The sequence below is a fragment of the Paenibacillus sp. FSL K6-3182 genome, from assembly GCF_037976325.1.
Taxonomy (GTDB): Bacteria; Bacillota; Bacilli; order Paenibacillales; family Paenibacillaceae; genus Pristimantibacillus.
The window spans coordinates 353,414-369,911 of record NZ_CP150265.1 but is presented as its reverse complement, the minus strand read 5'-3'; the positions used below and the strand labels follow the sequence as shown (position 1 = coordinate 369,911).

Below are 16,498 nucleotides of genomic sequence, written 5' to 3'. Positions count from 1 at the left end.
TAGTATGATAGAAATATAAAAGATGATCCGATTGCTTAGCATGCTATACGGATATGACAATTCCAAAATATTTACGTAATGCTTCCGCATATTCCTCTTGTGTAGAAGGTGTAACTACCTGAACGCCCTCTGCCGTAAATATACGAAACTCTTCGCCTGCGATCGTATTTCTTCCTTCAGCTGTCCGAATGGCCGCCATCGGCGTGCTCACAAATATCGAATCTTGTGCATGCTCACACCAGTAGGAAGTCATAATGAAATCCTGCGGCAGCTGCGGTTCCTCGGTAAAGGTATAAAGGCGGCTCCATTCCCCCTTCTTCCTCTCCAGCAGCACCCAGCCAAAAAAGGCATCCCGCTCCAGCTGATACGCTTCATCCTTTTGCTCATGGATGACATTTTCAGCCAAAAGAATCGGGTTTCGTGGTGCAATACCGCCTACTCCCACATCGCATAGATACGGCTTTCCTTCAGCTAATACCTGTAAAATATGATGCCTGCGTTTTGGCGGCGTCTGTGTCTCATCACGCCAGAACCGGGCAAAATAGTTCGTCACGTTAAAGCCGAGCTCGGCTAACAACCAACCAAACAGTGCATTCAACTCAAAGCAATAGCCGCCGCGATGCCTTGTAACGATTTTATTGAACAGATCGGGAATTTCCAATGATAGCGGAACCCGATTTATAATATCTAAGTTTTCGTAAGGTACGGTATGTACATGGCAGTTCTGGAGCTCCGTGAGTGTTGCCAAACTGTTGTCGATCGGGCCGTTATAACCTATTCGTTCAAGATACGCCAATACTTCAGGTTTCCATTGCTTGTGGTCAACTACCATTTTATCTACCCCTCGCTGTTCGTAGACTTGTTATTTATTTCATCATATCTTCCTGCATCGACTAATGGCAAGACAAGCGCTACAATTAAAGAAAATCAGTAAAATTATTGTATTCAAAATAAATCATTTACGGGAGGCTATTTATTTTGGGGACAAAAGATAACTTTACGGGCAAAGCCACGATTTACTCCGAATACCGTTCCAATTATCCAATGGCTTATATGAACTACCTTATTCAGAGCAATAACCTATCACCGGATCATACTGTAGCTGATATTGGTTCCGGCACTGGAATACTTACGAAGCAGCTGCTGGATCAAGATTTAAAGGTCATTGCCATTGAGCCTAATGAGGATATGAGATCCACCGCAGAAAAAGAATTAAATCATTATGCTAAGTTTACCTCCATAAATGGTGCTGCTGAGCATACGCCGCTGCAAGGCCAAAGCATTGATTTAATTACGGTTGCCCAAGCCTTTCATTGGTTTGACAAGGAGCAGTTTAAGCTGGAGTGCCAAAGAATACTAAAACCAGATGCTAACGTTGCCTTAGTGTGGAATAGCAGAGATGCTTCAAGCGAGCTCGTTATTGAAAACGCAGCGATCTGCCAAAAGTATTGCCCTGCATTTAAAGGATTTAGCGGCGGTATCGATAAGACTCCTGACGTGTATGAGCAGTTTTTCCGGAACGGGAGCCATGAATTCAAAGTGTTTGAATACCATTTGGAGTTTGATTTAGACCGTTTTATTGGACGAAATTTATCCGGTTCCTATGCGCCAAAAGAGACTGATGAACAATATGAACCGTTTATTCAATCCCTCTCCGAGCTGTATGCAAAATACAGCAAAAACGATGTGCTTATCATGCCAAATCTAACACGCAGCTATATGGGTAACGTCTAATTCGAGTAATAACGTTCTGCTATATAGCAGAAAGGGCTGTCCCAAAAGTAGAAATCTACATTTGGAACAGCCCTTGTTATGTTTATGGAGGCTTAGACAAAACGCATGCCTGAGTGAATCGCTGTTAACTATGTGCTCCTTTGCCCGGAATTTGTATTGGATTTATCGCTAACGAACCTAGCAGCTCTTATTTAATCGATTCGTAATGGATTAAATATGTAACGAACTCCAGCGTCGCTATTTTGAGAAAAACAGCTCCTAACCCCTCATACAGCATGCCATAACGTTAATCAGGTTCGTTAAAATTTAAAAGATGCCGTTTTCTGCCTAATAAGCATATTACGATTCGTTAGAGAAGTAATCAACCGAAATTATCTGCTTACTAAATTTGAGAAACCATAAAAAATTGAGTAAACTATAGGTAATAAAGGAGGCGTATGCTTATGGCCGATTTGGCAGCAAACATGGAAATTGGAATTAGTACTTTTTTGGAAACGACACCGGACCCGGTGACAGGAGTAATCATGAGCCATGCTGAACGTCTGCGCAACGCGGTTGAGGAGATTGTGCTCGCAGATCAAGTTGGACTAGATGTTTATGGTATTGGAGAGCATCACCGTGCTGATTACGCTGGCACTGCGCCTGCGGTTGTACTGGCAGCAGCAGCTCCTATGACCAAAAATATTAGACTCACTAGCGCCGTTACCGTTCTGTCCTCAGACGACCCGGTTCGTGTATTTCAACAGTTTTCCACACTCGATGGCCTCTCGAACGGCAGAGCCGAGATTATGGCAGGGCGGGGATCATTTATTGAATCCTTCCCGCTATTTGGGTACAGCTTAGAAGATTATGATGAATTGTTTGAAGAGAAGCTAGAGCTGCTTCTTGCTATCAGAGATTCCGAAAAGGTCAATTGGCGCGGTGGACATCGTCCTGCTATTCATAATCTACCTGTATACCCGCGGCCAGTTCAGAGCCCGCTTCCCGTTTGGATCGCAAGCGGCGGCAACGCACAATCTGCGATTCGCGCAGGCTTGCTCGGCCTTCCTATCGCCTTCGCTATTATTGGCGGGATGCCTGAAAATTTCGCACCGCTGGTCGATCTTTACAAGGAAGCAGCTGCAAAAGCTGGCCATGATCCTAGCAAGCTGCAAATCGCCACACATTCGCACGGTTTTGTTGGCGAAACAACGGAGCAGGCAGCCGATTTATTTTTCCCGCCGACTCAGGCACAGATGAATGTCATTGGACGTGAACGCGGCTGGGGGCAGCATTACAGCCGTGCAGCTTATGACTCTGCCCGCAGCCTTCGAGGCGCTCTATATGTGGGTGATTCTGAATATGTTGCAGAGAAGATTCTTTTGCTACGCAAAAATCTAGGCGTCACTCGATTCTTCCTGCATGTGAATGTAGGTACGATGCCGCACCGCGAGGTACTGCGAGCCATTGAACTGCTTGGCACCAAGGTCGCCCCCATTGTACGCAAGGAGCTTGCAAGAAGCGAAGGAAAGCAATAAAAAAGATAGCCATTATCAAAAAATTGAAGTGTGCGAGCCTGAGATGGCCAGTGCACTTCTTTTTTTAGGTTGGGTAAATCTTCTAATAAAAGGAAAAACAAAAAAGACAGAGAAATAGTACACAATCCGTCACTTAAGGAGCTTGTGTATGAATCATCTTTCTCGCAAAAAAATACAGCAAATTCAGCATATGTTTCCCTCATTCGCCCATCTTCCTGCTGAGAGCTGGGAAGCTGCACAGCTATTATCCATTAATCCGGCTACCTCGCATTCCATTCGCGAAGGCCATATTTTACAGCATGCAATGTTTATTGTCAGCGGTCAAATTCGAGTGTTTAAGCTGAGTCAAACAGGCAGAGAGATCACTTTATACCGGGTGCATAGCGGTCAGTGCTGCGTCCTTATAATGGCAAGCATACTAGGTGAGACTGAATATGAAGCATCGGTTGCCATAGAGGAGGAGACGGACGTGTTGCTGCTGCCTGTTTCCGTATTTCGAGACTGGATGAACACGATCAAACCCATTCGGCAATATATTTATAAACAATTTATTGATCGAATGACGAATGTGACAAAGCTGTTGGATAATATCGCTTTTCAGCCTCTCCCTTATCGCATTGCGGACTATTTAATTTCAGAATTTGTGAAGGGTGATTGCTTGCGGCTTACTCATGAACAGCTAGCTATAGAAATTGGGACATCACGCGAGGTCATTACCCGCATTTTAAAAAGCTTTGCGGAGCAAGGAGCGATTGAATTAAGCAGAGGAAAAATCATCATATTGGATCGCGGCATCTTAAACCGTATAATAAAACAGCATTTGTGACAATGTCACTGAGATTTGAATCGCTCTTCCCTACAATTAATAAGGAATCAATCCTATTTAACGGGAGGGTACAGGATGACCCATTATTACGATCGTTCGAATTTAAGCCGGATTCCAGAGTTGATTAAGCTCGTTCCACAGGCTGCAGGTTCCTTTTTAGCTTTTGAAAAAGACGTTTATCTTGCTTCTGATGCCATACCTGAACCTTCTTTTATAGTATCGGCTTGATATGGTTTATTTTTCATCTAAGTCATGCTATTTTCGACATTTTTCGTATAAACCTAAACTAGAACTTAGGACTTTTTTTCTTCTTCAGCAAACACTAAGGCCCAAAATCCCTAATTTAAATATTTATTACATATATTATAATTTTTGGTATTATAAAAAATATGATATGGGAGTGTTGAATGGAATGATAGGTAAAATGAAAAGGAAATTTCTAATGGTTATACTAACTTTGGCTATGCTCTTTAGTTTGCCACTACTCGTATTTGCAGAGTCTAAAACTTTTTCAAACTCAACTTATACAAATTGGGATAAGCCATACACCGGCACTTACAATGCGTATAAGTACACAACATCCAATAAAAATTACGTTCATGCTGATGTCAAATTTAAATACAACAGCACTCAAAAAACAAATATGTTAAACACTAATTATTACCCAACAGTAGAGATAAAATTAGATAGTGGAAACCCTAAATTACAAGGACTTTATTATAGTACCACTATGCCAGATGCTAAACTAGATACAGATAATTGTTCATATAGTACATTTTCAGCCATTTGTGAAATTGAGGCAGCTTCTAAGACTCCAAATGATATTGTAGCTGGAACAGAATATCAATTAAGTACTGAATGGCAATATATTAGCTCTTATAATGTTTCTACAGAACCATATTTAATAGCATACTCATCTCAAAGTAGAGAACCTACAACTGCAGAATGTTTGATTGGGCAATGTGAACTAAATACAGTAAGTAATACATTTGATTCATTAGCTGGTTTTCATATCCCATCAGACATTACAAGTGGAAGTTGGACAGCAACAACGACTACCTTAGCTACTGACTCAATTCAAACGAACACAACTCAAATTGAGAGTAAAACTTTGATAGAGAATCCAGAGTATACAGCTATCGAAAACAAGATACAATTGGATGAATTCGCAGCTGAGGTGAATGACAATATAAGAGAACTTAAGGGTAATGAACTTTCAGAGTTTATTATTACTTTTAACAGACCTTTATCAAGTGAAGAAGTCAAAGAATATTTAGATGATATTTCGAGTGTATTATTGTATGGAAGAGGTATTAACTCAAATAGTGAACGTGTAACTATTGGTCAAGTACTACTGTCTGATTCAGTGTTTGATGCAATAGAAAGTGATACAAGTTATGAATTTAAAGGCTATATACAATTACAAGGTGTGGCAAGTAAAGAAGTTTTAGAAAAATTGGTAGATGATTCGAATGTGTATTCAGTTGAAGTTGCTAAAGGTACAATTCCAATGGGATTATATTGGAAGCTAGAAAATAGTAAATAATAATCTTAAGCCTGGAGACTTGTCTTCAGGCTTAATAATTTTTGTAAATGTGGTATAATATATACTAAACAAACAGGGGTAAGGTGGTGAGTCATATCAAAGTTGGTCACTATAAAAGGATAATTGGAATCCTTACATGTTTGACAGGTTTACTCTATATTCCTAGTGTATTGAAATGGCTTTGGAATAGTGATTCAACTATGAGCGACCTCTCAGTTAGCTTAGTATGGAGTTTCGTTTGTGTTTTTATTGGTATTGCTTTATGCTCTAAGGACTGGAGTAATCTTCATGTTGCTTTTTTAGTGATCAATTTAATTTATCACTTGATTTGGAGTTACTTAATAATTGATCAAGTCCTACATCTTCCTAACAAGCAACTCCAATACTTACCTTACTACATTCATATCGTATTAGTAGTAGGTTGTGGAGCGTATTTTATTATTTATAACAACAAAAAAAATACAGTTTAACAATAGTATCAAGTCAATAAGTCTAGTGTATTCTAGGCTTTTTATTTTGCGATCTATTATTACTTTTTATAATTTTAATAGGTGTAATAAACTTAAGGCTCTTCGCTCTATTACGTGGGTAAGCAGAATTTTGCTCCGATGATAGAACGATTTGACTTGGAGCCTCTGCGGCATGAGTAGTCGCGCCAAAGAAGAAACAGTCATTACAATATTTTCATGTTTCGGTCCCCAAACATATTCATTACTATAAATAGGTTCCTTGCCCTTAGTCTTATTGAGCTTTTGTATTAATCGAAACTGTTCTTGAAGAGAACATGCTAACTGAATATCTTCCTCTGAAAACGTTTGACTCGCAAGCAAATTAGTTAGTTCACTTTGCAGAAGTGGAATTTTCTTTGTTTGGTCTAATGTTTCAACTGCAATTCGTTCTATGTCTGATGGATTTAAATTTTCATACACTTGACCTGTAATACCAAGAACTTGATTATTTGCTAGAACATATTCTTCAAGTCTTATAAAATCTCCAGCTGCATTTTTTTAAATTCAATTTGTTGGTAAGAAGCTCTCTCTATTTCTGGCAAAATAGTTCTGTGTAGTTCCTGCTTGCCAATACCAACGGATAAAACCATTTTTTTAACTTTTTAACATTTGCAATAACAGAGTTTCCTCTAATGACACCTAGTAAACGTTCAGCTTTCCCAGCTACATTTAATGAATCGAATTCATCTAAATGGGGGCTATCTGGCTTATAGTTTTTCTAGTGTTTTTGTGTTGCAATCGACCAGTAACCCTCTCTTAGTTTGTCCATTATCATTTCCTCCGTAATTAAAAGTTACTAAATGAATTTATTAATATATTATATTAGATATCTCCAATTCCGACTTCAATTCTTCAACTGCGTTTCCACTAATAATAATCTTTGGGGAAATTTCAATAGTCATGTAAAACAAACCCTCTTTCTTAGAATCTTACAATCCGACAAAAATGAAAGAGCTCATTGCTGTAGCCGTTGCTCATGTGACCGGATGCCCCTATTGCATTGATGTGCATGTGAAGAAATGCAAGGGGCTAGGAGGCACGCGGGAGGAAATATTAGAGGCCGTTTTGGTTGCAGCATCCACAAGAGCAGGCGCCATTCTCAGCCATGCGACCCATGCCTTAATCTCATTTGAAGAAGACGATGACAACCGATCACGCAAGGAAGCAGACCAATCTTCCTCAGCACCGGACTGTTTCTGTTAAGTTTATTTCTTCAAAATAAAAGCAGCAGCACCCATTTGTTATCGCGGGGGCTGCTGCATATTCCCTCAATCCAGAAACGGGCTAACCGTTATGCTTTTGACACTAATCTCGCCATTGCCGCCTGTGAGCCTAATGATATTGTCATCACCTGGCTCTAGCTGAACGGTAATGCTGGCAAGGCCGCTATAGTCCAGCAGACTTCCTGTCGACAGTGCATTAAGCAAGGAATAATCATGACCATTCACGGTCAGGTTTAGTTTGGCGAGTCGCTCTGCCGTTGCATAACGAATATAAATGGCCGCTCTTCCGCCTTTTTCTCCGTTGATAGCTTGAAACTCACAATAAGAGCCCTCAATATCCAAACGATTAACGACACTTTCTCCTTGCTCGTTTGTTTCAACAACCGCTCCTCCGTCCACACGGCTGGCAGAGTAGGTTTTCTGATTTGTGTTAGGAGCCGGAGCATCCCCTACAGGCTTGACGCCTTCTTTGGTTTGAACGACGGTCTGGATCGTTCCATCTTCATTAAAATACAAATAATCAATACACATGCTTCTTAAATTGCCTTGGCCCGAAATTTCCTGATTGTGATAAAACAAATACCACTGCCCCTTAAACTCCGCCACAGAACCGTGAGTAGTCGAGCATCCAGTCGGCTCTAGAAAAATACCTCTATATGTCCATGGTCCAAGCGGATGCTTGCTGGTAGCATATCTCATGCGGTTGTTTCCATCTAAATTATCGGCGTAGGTCAGATAGTAGAGGTCTGCCCTTTTGAAAACCCAAGCCGCCTCATGAAAATCCTCCAGTCCTTCCATCTCGCGCATCTCGCCGTTAATGGACATCATATCGTCGTTCAGCTCGCCGCCCTCGCATCTGCTGCCCCCGCCATAATACATATAAGCACGTCCATCATCATCAACGAGCACGCATGGATCAATGAGTGCAAATCCGCCCAGTCCCGAGATATAACCTTGATCCTTAAAACCGCTTCCCGGTTTTTGACTCGTCGCCACACCGATTTTCCATGTATCATTCCAATTTGACCCGCTGGGATGCGGGTAATAGAAATAATAGGTTCCGTTCTTGTAGGCACAATCGGGCGCCCACATGAAGCCGCCTTCCGGCCTGCCCCATGCTACATCGTCTGAACGAAGAATTTCACCCTCATCCAACCAATTCACCATATCGGAAGAGGAGTACACATGGTATCGATCCATTAAATCACAGCCTCTTGCCGGATCCATATCATGTGAAGCATAAATATAAACCTTGCCGTCCTCCCAAACATGAGCAGAAGGGTCAGCCGTATATATTGTAGTTATTATCGGATTTTGAGATGTTAACTTCACAGGTCCACGTTCTACTGGAATACCTTCATTTTTTATCATGTTCATCTATTCCTCGCTCTCCAGCCTATATTTTATAAACTTAACCAAATGATTAGCTAACTCCAGCATAACTCGACTTACCTATACGTCACCATGAGACGATATTAAACAATCTAGTCGATTTGAATAGCATCTTCATATCCCACGTTCATAACATTTGTTTTAAAAGGCCAAATAAAAAAAGAGCACCATCAACGGTGCCCTCCAAAAAAATTAATAACTATATTCCGACACGGATCTTAAACAATCGTATACTTCCCGCGGCAGCGTATTCCCTTCAGCTTCAAAAGCAAGCCACACCGCTCCGACAACCGGTTCAATCTCGAGCTTAACTAATGATGCATCTGGAGCACAGCTTTTGACAGCTTGTTCGATATACGGGTGAATAAAACTTGCCTCTCCCCTAGTAAGTACGCTGCCAGCAAGGACAACATCGAACTTGTCCGCCTCCATCCTCAGACGTTGAATGACAGCCCGCGCCGACTTGCCCAGCTCCTCCCCCTGCACTCGCAAAATCGTTAATGCAACCTCATCTCCCTGTTCTGCTGCTTGAAACAGCAGCTTCACTGTTCTAAGCGGGGGTGTTTTATCGTGATTCAAATAATCATTGAACATGCTCTCCACACTGTCGTAGCCTTGGTCCTGCAGCAGAAGGTTCGTCAATATAGTCGGCCGCTCGCGCCCATCCCAAGCCCGGATAACCGAGCGGAAAACTTCAATGCCTAAATCGCTGCCACCGCCGAAATCTCCGAAAGCATAAGAGAAGCCTCCGCACTGATAAAACTCATTCCGAGAGTTAACGCCCGCGCTGTTCGTTCCGGCACCACAAATCAGTACAACGCCATACGGCTGATCCGTTCCCGCTCGAAGAGCTATCGCTGTATCGCAATTCACTTCATGATTTGCAAATCCCAGTTCTGCGATCATAGGTCTCAATATTTCATAATCCGCTTCCCTGTCAGCACCAGCCAATCCAAAATAAGCGAACTGAATGTCACTGTGGACTACATTAGCTTCGAGTAATGCCATCTCAACCGATTCGCGTATGTTGCGTTTGGCCGCCTCATAATCAACCTGATGATTGCCGTTCCCGCTATTCCCTTTTCCTACAATTCTGCCCGACTCATCTGTAATCAGCGTGTACGTCTTGCTGCCGCCGCCATCTACACCCAAGTAATATTTCAACGGATACACTCCCTTGATTTCATGTTTGTTATTGCCTCAAAGAAGTTGTCTCCCGAATAACCAGCTCAGGGCTCAATTGAACAGTGACATTTCTTTTGGCTGCACCGCTTATGCTCTTCAGCAGCAGTTCAACCCCCATCCTTCCAATTTGCGCGGCCGGCTGGCGCATCGTCGTCAGCTTCGGGTGAAACTCCGTGGCAAGAATCTGATCATCAAATCCAATGATCGAAATTTGCTGAGGTATCCGAATTCCTTCAATTATAAAAGCATTCATAGCGCCGAGCGCCATATTATCATCGGACGCAAATACCGCAGTCGGCAGTCTGCCAGCGTCCATCCAGCTTCGAGCAATTCGATAACCCGTAGATATTTCAAAATCTCCGCGCTCCACACAGAAGGGTGTTATGCCCGCTTCTTCCAATGCGGCATGGTATCCTCGTTCACGCTCTCGACTGCTCAGAAACAGCTCTGGACCACTAATATGCGCGATATCCCTATGCCCCAAATCGATTAAATGTTTGGTTGCTTCATATCCACCATAAAAGTTGTCTACGATGACAGAGGTTGCTGGCGAATTCATCTGCTGATTATCGAGCATGACAAATGGAATTCGGTTTCTCTTAAGCTCTAGTACGTACTCATCCTCACGTATGGGCGACAATAAGATGACGCCATCGACACGGCCTTCCTGAAACAATGATCGATGGATGTGATCATCCTCTTCTGTTGAAATCGATAATGCAAGAAAATAGCCGTTTTCCGCAAGCCGATCATTAACCTCCTTCACGACCGCATCGAGAAACGAGTCATGTAAAGTTGTTAACGCTAGTCCGATTATGCCTGTTTTTCCTCTTGCAAGACTCCTTGCAGACGCATTAGGGTGATAATCAAGCTCCTTCATAGCCTGAAGAACCCGCTCCCGGTTGCTCTTTCTGACACTTGGCAAATTGTTTAATACCCTTGATACCGTCACAATGGATAATCCTGATTTTTTGGCAACGTCCACAATGCTTACCTTCATAAGAACGCCTTCCTCAGACTAGTAGTAATCATGCTTTGTATAAAATGGAGGGGAGCAGCCTAAATCGCCCCTCCCCTTGACCCATTATTTATTCACTCTTGCCAAAAGATCCTTCAGCTTCTGTTCAATGACTGGCAGCACATCCTCAACCTTCTGCTTTCCGTTCTCTACACCAGAAAGTTCATTGATGAACAGCTCATTGATTTGAGAGTAATTGGAAATCAGATGATTGTACGATTCGAAGCCATATTTATAAGCACCTTCGAATACTTGCTTAATGCCTGCTGGATCGATGCCTTCAAAGTTGCTGTAATACTTTTCTGCAGCTGCTTGGTTGACCGGAGGATTGCCTCCGCTAAGCTCGATCGATTTCTCTTGAATTTCAGTTGTAACCAAGAACTTAATCCACTCCGCAGCTTCCTTCGGATGTTTCGAATCCTTAAGTACAAATAATGGATCCACGTAAAGCACGCTTCGTACATCGCCTTTTGGACTTACTGGAACCGCAGCAACACCTACTTTAAAGTTGAAATCTGCAGCGGCAGCAAGGCTCCATGAACCAACTACAGACATCGCGATTTTACCCGATAGGAACGGATCACCGAATTGCCCGGATACGGATTGGGAGAATGCTGGCGTTGGCGACACTTTTAAATCATGAATGAGACCATAAAGTGTTTTGTAGGCATCAATTACATCAGGCTTAGTCAGATTGATCTCTGTAGGTTTGCCGCCATTTGTCCATGTATCATCGGAATAAACATTCGCACCGAAGTATTGAGGACGCTGGTCGCGCTCACCAAATCCAAAGTCGACGCCATATTGAGCTTCCTCCAAATTTTCAGAGTCTACGGTCAGCTTCTTCGCATATTCGACCATTTTGTCGAATGTCCAGCTTTTATCCTCGTAATCAGTTGGAGGGTATGGAAGTCCCGCTTTATCAAAAAGATCCTTGTTGTACAGCATGACGGTCACGTAGCTATTTAACGGAATACCATAGGTTTTACCGTCAACCTTGTAGATGTTCATTACATCTTCCGGAATATTGTAGTCCGCTGCTTTGAAGTCTTCAAAATAAGGGGTCATATCCATCAGCATATCTTTGTTGTAATATTCCATAAAACCGCCATAGCCCCAGTGAGAGGTTACGTCCGGCGCATTTTTCGCAGCAATGGACGATTGCAGCTTAGAATCAAACTGTTCATAAGGTGCTTTAGTCACTTTTACTTTGATGTTCGGATGTTTCGCTTCAAACTCTGGAATCAGCTTCTCTACAAACGTTCTGTCCGGCGAGTCAATCGTATAATGCGTGATCGTTACCTGTTTTTCTTTACCGGAACCCTCGTTTCCGCCGTTTGAGCAAGCGGTTGCAAACATCGATAATGCGAGAATAGCGGTAATGGATAACCATTTCTTGTTCTTCATTCTAATTTCCCCCTAGGTTTTATTAGATTTCATACAAGCAAGCTAAAACGCTTAAAAATCTATTTAATGCCTGTAAGTACGATTCCCTCAACGAATCTCTTCTGTGCTACCGCAAACAACACGATAATTGGCAGTACGGAAAGAATCGAAGCGGCCATCAGTAAATTCCAAGGCGCTAAACGAAACTTCGATGACAGCATAGCGGCCATCCCTACTGGAAGCGTGAAGTTCTCCTGCGAGTCTAAGTAAAGTACAGGGGTGAGCAGGTCATTCCAACTCCAAATGAATGAAAATATAGCAACCGTAGCGAGCGCTGGTCCTGCTAAAGGCAGCGTAATATTCCAGTACAGTCTGAACTCACTGCAGCCGTCAATCCGGCCGGCGTTATAAAGCTCGTCAGGCAGCGTAGAGAAAAATTGACGCAATAAAAAAATCATATAAGCTGACCCAAAGAAAGCGGGCAGAATAAGCGGCAGTAACGAATCATGCAGTCCAAGATTCATAAATAATAGGAACTGCGGAATCATGATCGCTGGATAAGGAAGCATCAATGTGCTGAGCACTAGCATGAACATAAGCCCGCTGCCTTTTCCCTTATATCTAGCAAATCCAAAGGCAACGAATGATGAAGAAAGCACCGTTCCAATAACTGTGAATATGCCAACAATCAAGCTGTTCTTATATTGCTGTCCGAATTTAATTTCGGTATTGGTAAACAATTCACGGAAATTTTCCCACGCAAACACTTTTGGAATAATTGTTGGGGGAAACATAAGCATTTCTTTCGTCGTCTTCAGGGATGTCGAGAGCATAAACCAAACCGGTGACAGCATCGTAATTGTTACCGCTAATAAAATAAGAAATCCGACAATTTGCGAAAGCTTTAGCTTTCTTTTGACAATAATCCGCTTTGAGCTCGCGTCATGGGTCACTTCACTCATTTACTGCCCCCTCCTTCGTAGTAAACGTAACGTTTCGACGTCCTCATGATAAAGTAGGTGACAACGAGTACTGCAACGAGAAGGATCCAGGCCATGGTAGACGCGTATCCGTAGCGGAAATTTTTGAACGCATTGATGTAAATGTTGTACACGTAAAACCATGTAGAGTAGTTCGGTCCACCACGCGTGATGGTATAGGCCTGTGTAAACACTTGGAAGGATTCAATGACACCGATGATAAGCTGGAACAGAAAAACGGGCGAAATCATTGGAAAGGTTACGTTCCAAAATGTTTTCCACCGGCCAGCACCGTCGAGCCTTGCTGCCTCCAGCAGATGAGCCGGCACACCTTGGAGCCCTGCTAGGAAAATAAGCATACCTGCGCCGAGTCCCCAGAACGACATAATGATGAGCGCCCACAAAGCATAATTCTCATCCAGGAACCAGTGAATGGGGTCAATTCCGAAAAAAGATAATCCATAGTTGAACAATCCCGCCTGTGGATTAAACACCCAAAACCATAACAAGGCCATGGATACGCCTGAAATCATACTTGGAAAATACATCGCTGTTCGGAAAAAACCGTTAAAAGGAATTTTCTGATTAATCAAGATTGCAAACATAAGTGATAAAAACAACGTAATAGGAACACTAATAAGCGTGTACTTGAGCGTAACCATTATCGAATTATAAAACTGTTCATCCTGAAAGAGCTCTTTGAAATTGTTTAATCCCACGAAAACAGGCGGGTTAATAATATCGTAGTCTGTGAAGCTGTAGTACAATGATGCGCCTACTGGATATAAAGCAAATATGAGAAAACCAATAATCCATGGCGAAATAAATAAATAAAAGTGTTTGTTTTCCCGTCTCTGAAATTTGCTGTTCTTCAGTAAAACCGCCCCCTTCCATTTGGTTTCCTATTCCTTTTGGCCTTAAAAGAAGCAAATTTAAAAAACTCTTAATCGCTCTCTTGTATGTCCCCTTTTTTCCACCATTACTTTGCTTCTGCATTTCTTCGAAATCGCTTTTCAAATCACCTCTTTTTCTCTCTGTTATTGCTTTTCATTCACGAAAGTTAAACCGCTTTAATATTCAACATGAGTTTATACCGACATTCAAAATATGTCAATTAATATTTTTTTTGTTTATTATGGATTATAAATTCCCTTGACTTAGTACAAAAACGTACGGTTTCTGTTATTGTCTTTACTTGTCTCTTATAAGTATCAAACGTAAATTTTGTCGTATATTTTGTTTAAACGTTTAAACTTTATTATGTGAAAGCGCTATTCAATTATCGGGTTTTATTTTAATATAGACAGAAGTTATTTAAAAACTCGTGCTTAAATGAGATAATAAATATGAATGCGACTGTTTATCATAATACACGGCAACTCCATATCGAGGGCTTAATATCATAGAAGAAAAGAGATGAAGTGGGATGAATAAGGAAATTAAAATCTTGGCTATTTCGGGGAGTCTTCGTCAAAACTCCTCAAATACATCGCTAATGAAGGCTGTCATCGGATTAGCCCCCGCAAACATGGAATTTACTATCTATGGCGGGTTAGGCGACCTTCCGCATTTCAACCCTGACATGGATATAGATGAAGGACCGGTGCCTGTCAGAGAGCTGAGAGCACTTCTTGAGGAAACGGATGGCGTGCTTATATGTACACCCGAATATGGAAACGGTGTGCCTGGCGTTTTAAAAAACGCGTTGGACTGGCTTGTATCCACAACGGCGTTTATGAATAAACCTACAGCGGTAATTAGTGCCTCACCTACTCCAATGGGCGGGGACAAAGCTCATGCTTCACTTTTGCTTACCCTTAAAATGATTAATGCTGATATTGTTGAGGGCGGGACATTAATTATTCCGCATATTACTTTGAAGCTAAATAAAGAAGGCATGATTACCGATTCCCAATTAAAGCAGGAGTTAATAACCGCGCTTCAATCACTTGAGCAGGCTTGCTACTAGAATTAATAGCGACTCAGCCAAGATAAAAAGAAAAAGCCAGCGCAATCACTATAGAAATAGTAATTGCGCTGGCTCTTTTGCTAGTTATTCTTAAACTTAACGCCCTCTTGGCGCTCCCGTCGATTTCCTCACCATTAACTCCGGATCAAACTCCATAATCGTATTTCTTTTTGGAGAATCCTTGATTAGCTTCAGCAAAATATCAACACCCTGCCGCCCAATTTTTTCAAATGGCAAACGGATGGTTGTCAGCGCAGGATGGAATTCTTCCGCATAGATCTGATCATCGAAACCTACGACGGATACATCTTGAGGAATGCGAACCCCTTCGTTTTTGAACGCGTCCATTACGCCTAAGGCCATAAAGTCATCTGCTGCGAATACCGCCGTAGGCAGCTTGCCTGCATCGATCCAGCGCTTGGCAATGGCGTAGCCTGAAGGAATATCAAACGATCCTTGCTCCACTTCAAAAGGCTGCAAACCTGCTTCTTCGAGCGCGAACAGAAACCCTCTCTCACGCTCACGGCTGCTCAGAAACGGATCTGGCCCGCTAATATGAGCGATTTCGGTATGTCCAAGGTCGATGAGATGTTTGGTTGCATCATATCCGCCTTTGAAATTATTAACAATAACAGAAGGAACCGTCGGATTGCGCTGCTGGTTATCAAGGATGACAAAAGGAATTTTCCGCTTCTTCAGCTCCATCACATATATATCTGCATTAATTGGCGAGAGCAAAATAACTCCATCTACACGGTCCTCTTGAAACATCGAACGATCGAATGAATCCTCGTCCCCCTGCGAGATGGAGAGTGCCAGAAAATAACCCTGCTCTGCCAAGCTATCATTAATTTCTTTGACTACAGCGTCAAGAACAGTATCATGCAATGTCGTCAAAGTTAGACCAATAATACCGGTTTTGCCGCTTGCAAGACTGCGGGCTGAGGCGTTCGGATGATAGTCCAGGTCCTTCATCGCCTGCAACACTTTTTCTTTATTTTTCTGGCGCACGGATGTCGACTTATTAAGAACTCGGGATACCGTTACAACCGACAATCCTGACTTCTTGGCAACATCGAATATACTAACCTTCATTGATGAACCGCTCCTGTTAAACGCAATTTACATAAACATACCACATTTACCACTAGATTTCACATAAGTTGAGACTTTATTAGAGTAAATTTATGTTTTATTCCATTGACAGGTCTAT

The 16,498-nt window shown here is 42.2% G+C and carries 16 protein-coding genes; 7 read left to right on the top strand and 9 right to left on the bottom strand.

The window, feature by feature from the left end; genetic code table 11:
- Positions 1 to 43: 43 nt before the first annotated feature.
- Positions 44 to 832, bottom strand: a complete 789-nt coding sequence (locus MHH56_RS01730) for an arylamine N-acetyltransferase (RefSeq protein ID WP_339206175.1) — start codon at positions 830 to 832, stop codon at positions 44 to 46.
- Positions 833 to 978: 146 nt separating this feature from the next.
- Between MHH56_RS01730 and MHH56_RS01725 the strand changes: the two genes are divergently transcribed.
- The 6 genes from MHH56_RS01725 (at position 979) to MHH56_RS01700 (ending at position 7,335) form a co-directional block, all read left to right on the top strand.
- Entirely contained in the window at positions 979 to 1,734 is a 756-nt protein-coding gene (locus MHH56_RS01725) for a class I SAM-dependent methyltransferase (protein WP_339206174.1), read from the top strand.
- A 443-nt stretch (positions 1,735 to 2,177) separates the two neighbouring features.
- Complete coding sequence (locus tag MHH56_RS01720) at positions 2,178 to 3,251, top strand: LLM class flavin-dependent oxidoreductase (RefSeq protein WP_339206173.1); 1,074 nt, start codon at positions 2,178 to 2,180, stop codon at positions 3,249 to 3,251.
- A gap of 148 nt (positions 3,252 to 3,399) precedes the next feature.
- Positions 3,400 to 4,077 carry a Crp/Fnr family transcriptional regulator gene (locus tag MHH56_RS01715; protein WP_339206172.1) on the top strand — a complete coding sequence of 226 codons (678 nt, stop codon included), beginning with the start codon at positions 3,400 to 3,402 and terminating at the stop codon, positions 4,075 to 4,077.
- A 75-nt stretch (positions 4,078 to 4,152) separates the two neighbouring features.
- Positions 4,153 to 4,305 (top strand): hypothetical protein, encoded by a 153-nt coding sequence (locus tag MHH56_RS01710; RefSeq protein WP_339206171.1) that lies wholly within the window; start codon positions 4,153 to 4,155, stop codon positions 4,303 to 4,305.
- Positions 4,306 to 4,489: 184 nt separating this feature from the next.
- Positions 4,490 to 5,623 carry a hypothetical protein gene (locus MHH56_RS01705; RefSeq protein ID WP_339206169.1) on the top strand — a complete coding sequence of 378 codons (1,134 nt, stop codon included), beginning with the start codon at positions 4,490 to 4,492 and terminating at the stop codon, positions 5,621 to 5,623.
- Positions 5,624 to 7,077: 1,454 nt separating this feature from the next.
- Complete coding sequence (locus MHH56_RS01700) at positions 7,078 to 7,335, top strand: carboxymuconolactone decarboxylase family protein (RefSeq protein ID WP_339206168.1); 258 nt, start codon at positions 7,078 to 7,080, stop codon at positions 7,333 to 7,335.
- Between the two features lie 65 nt (positions 7,336 to 7,400).
- On the opposite strand, the gene MHH56_RS01695 is transcribed toward MHH56_RS01700, so the two are convergent.
- The 7 genes from MHH56_RS01695 to MHH56_RS01665 form a co-directional block, all read right to left on the bottom strand.
- Positions 7,401 to 8,732 (bottom strand): family 43 glycosylhydrolase, encoded by a 1,332-nt coding sequence (locus MHH56_RS01695; protein ID WP_339206167.1) that lies wholly within the window; start codon positions 8,730 to 8,732, stop codon positions 7,401 to 7,403.
- 207 nt (positions 8,733 to 8,939) lie between these two features.
- A complete protein-coding gene (locus tag MHH56_RS01690; protein WP_339206166.1) occupies positions 8,940 to 9,911 on the bottom strand; it encodes a BadF/BadG/BcrA/BcrD ATPase family protein in 972 nt (323 codons plus the stop codon).
- Positions 9,912 to 9,939: 28 nt separating this feature from the next.
- A complete protein-coding gene (locus tag MHH56_RS01685) occupies positions 9,940 to 10,932 on the bottom strand; it encodes a LacI family DNA-binding transcriptional regulator (protein WP_339206164.1) in 993 nt (330 codons plus the stop codon).
- A gap of 84 nt (positions 10,933 to 11,016) precedes the next feature.
- Positions 11,017 to 12,357, bottom strand: coding sequence for a sugar ABC transporter substrate-binding protein (locus MHH56_RS01680; RefSeq protein WP_339206163.1), 1,341 nt, complete (start codon positions 12,355 to 12,357; stop codon positions 11,017 to 11,019).
- Between the two features lie 59 nt (positions 12,358 to 12,416).
- The gene (locus MHH56_RS01675) at positions 12,417 to 13,298 is read right to left on the bottom strand and encodes a carbohydrate ABC transporter permease (protein WP_076268609.1); all 882 of its coding nucleotides are present in this window, start codon (positions 13,296 to 13,298) and stop codon (positions 12,417 to 12,419) included.
- A complete protein-coding gene (locus MHH56_RS01670; RefSeq protein ID WP_339206160.1) occupies positions 13,295 to 14,035 on the bottom strand; it encodes a sugar ABC transporter permease in 741 nt (246 codons plus the stop codon). The genes MHH56_RS01675 and MHH56_RS01670 overlap by 4 nt, the downstream gene beginning before the upstream one ends.
- Before the next feature lie 13 nt (positions 14,036 to 14,048).
- Complete coding sequence (locus MHH56_RS01665) at positions 14,049 to 14,312, bottom strand: hypothetical protein (RefSeq protein WP_339206158.1); 264 nt, start codon at positions 14,310 to 14,312, stop codon at positions 14,049 to 14,051.
- A gap of 430 nt (positions 14,313 to 14,742) precedes the next feature.
- Between MHH56_RS01665 and MHH56_RS01660 the strand changes: the two genes are divergently transcribed.
- Entirely contained in the window at positions 14,743 to 15,285 is a 543-nt protein-coding gene (locus MHH56_RS01660) for an NADPH-dependent FMN reductase (RefSeq protein WP_339206157.1), read from the top strand.
- A gap of 96 nt (positions 15,286 to 15,381) precedes the next feature.
- Here the strand turns inward: MHH56_RS01660 and MHH56_RS01655 are convergent, their stop codons facing one another.
- Positions 15,382 to 16,380 carry a LacI family DNA-binding transcriptional regulator gene (locus MHH56_RS01655; protein WP_339206155.1) on the bottom strand — a complete coding sequence of 333 codons (999 nt, stop codon included), beginning with the start codon at positions 16,378 to 16,380 and terminating at the stop codon, positions 15,382 to 15,384.
- Positions 16,381 to 16,498: the final 118 nt, after the last annotated feature.

Excerpts from the sequence above, each read along its gene's own strand:
- MHH56_RS01730 (WP_339206175.1), bottom strand. The coding sequence starts at position 832 with ATGGTAGTTGACCACAAGCAATGGAAACCTGAAGTATTGGCGTATCTT.
- MHH56_RS01720 (WP_339206173.1), top strand. The coding sequence starts at position 2,178 with ATGGCCGATTTGGCAGCAAACATGGAAATTGGAATTAGTACTTTTTTG.
- MHH56_RS01715 (WP_339206172.1), top strand. The coding sequence starts at position 3,400 with ATGAATCATCTTTCTCGCAAAAAAATACAGCAAATTCAGCATATGTTT.
- MHH56_RS01710 (WP_339206171.1), top strand. The coding sequence starts at position 4,153 with ATGACCCATTATTACGATCGTTCGAATTTAAGCCGGATTCCAGAGTTG.
- MHH56_RS01705 (WP_339206169.1), top strand. The coding sequence starts at position 4,490 with ATGATAGGTAAAATGAAAAGGAAATTTCTAATGGTTATACTAACTTTG.
- MHH56_RS01700 (WP_339206168.1), top strand. The coding sequence starts at position 7,078 with ATGAAAGAGCTCATTGCTGTAGCCGTTGCTCATGTGACCGGATGCCCC.
- MHH56_RS01695 (WP_339206167.1), bottom strand. The coding sequence starts at position 8,732 with ATGAACATGATAAAAAATGAAGGTATTCCAGTAGAACGTGGACCTGTG.
- MHH56_RS01685 (WP_339206164.1), bottom strand. The coding sequence starts at position 10,932 with ATGAAGGTAAGCATTGTGGACGTTGCCAAAAAATCAGGATTATCCATT.
- MHH56_RS01680 (WP_339206163.1), bottom strand. The coding sequence starts at position 12,357 with ATGAAGAACAAGAAATGGTTATCCATTACCGCTATTCTCGCATTATCG.
- MHH56_RS01675 (WP_076268609.1), bottom strand. The coding sequence starts at position 13,298 with ATGAGTGAAGTGACCCATGACGCGAGCTCAAAGCGGATTATTGTCAAA.
- MHH56_RS01665 (WP_339206158.1), bottom strand. The coding sequence starts at position 14,312 with ATGCAGAAGCAAAGTAATGGTGGAAAAAAGGGGACATACAAGAGAGCG.
- MHH56_RS01660 (WP_339206157.1), top strand. The coding sequence starts at position 14,743 with ATGAATAAGGAAATTAAAATCTTGGCTATTTCGGGGAGTCTTCGTCAA.
- MHH56_RS01655 (WP_339206155.1), bottom strand. The coding sequence starts at position 16,380 with ATGAAGGTTAGTATATTCGATGTTGCCAAGAAGTCAGGATTGTCGGTT.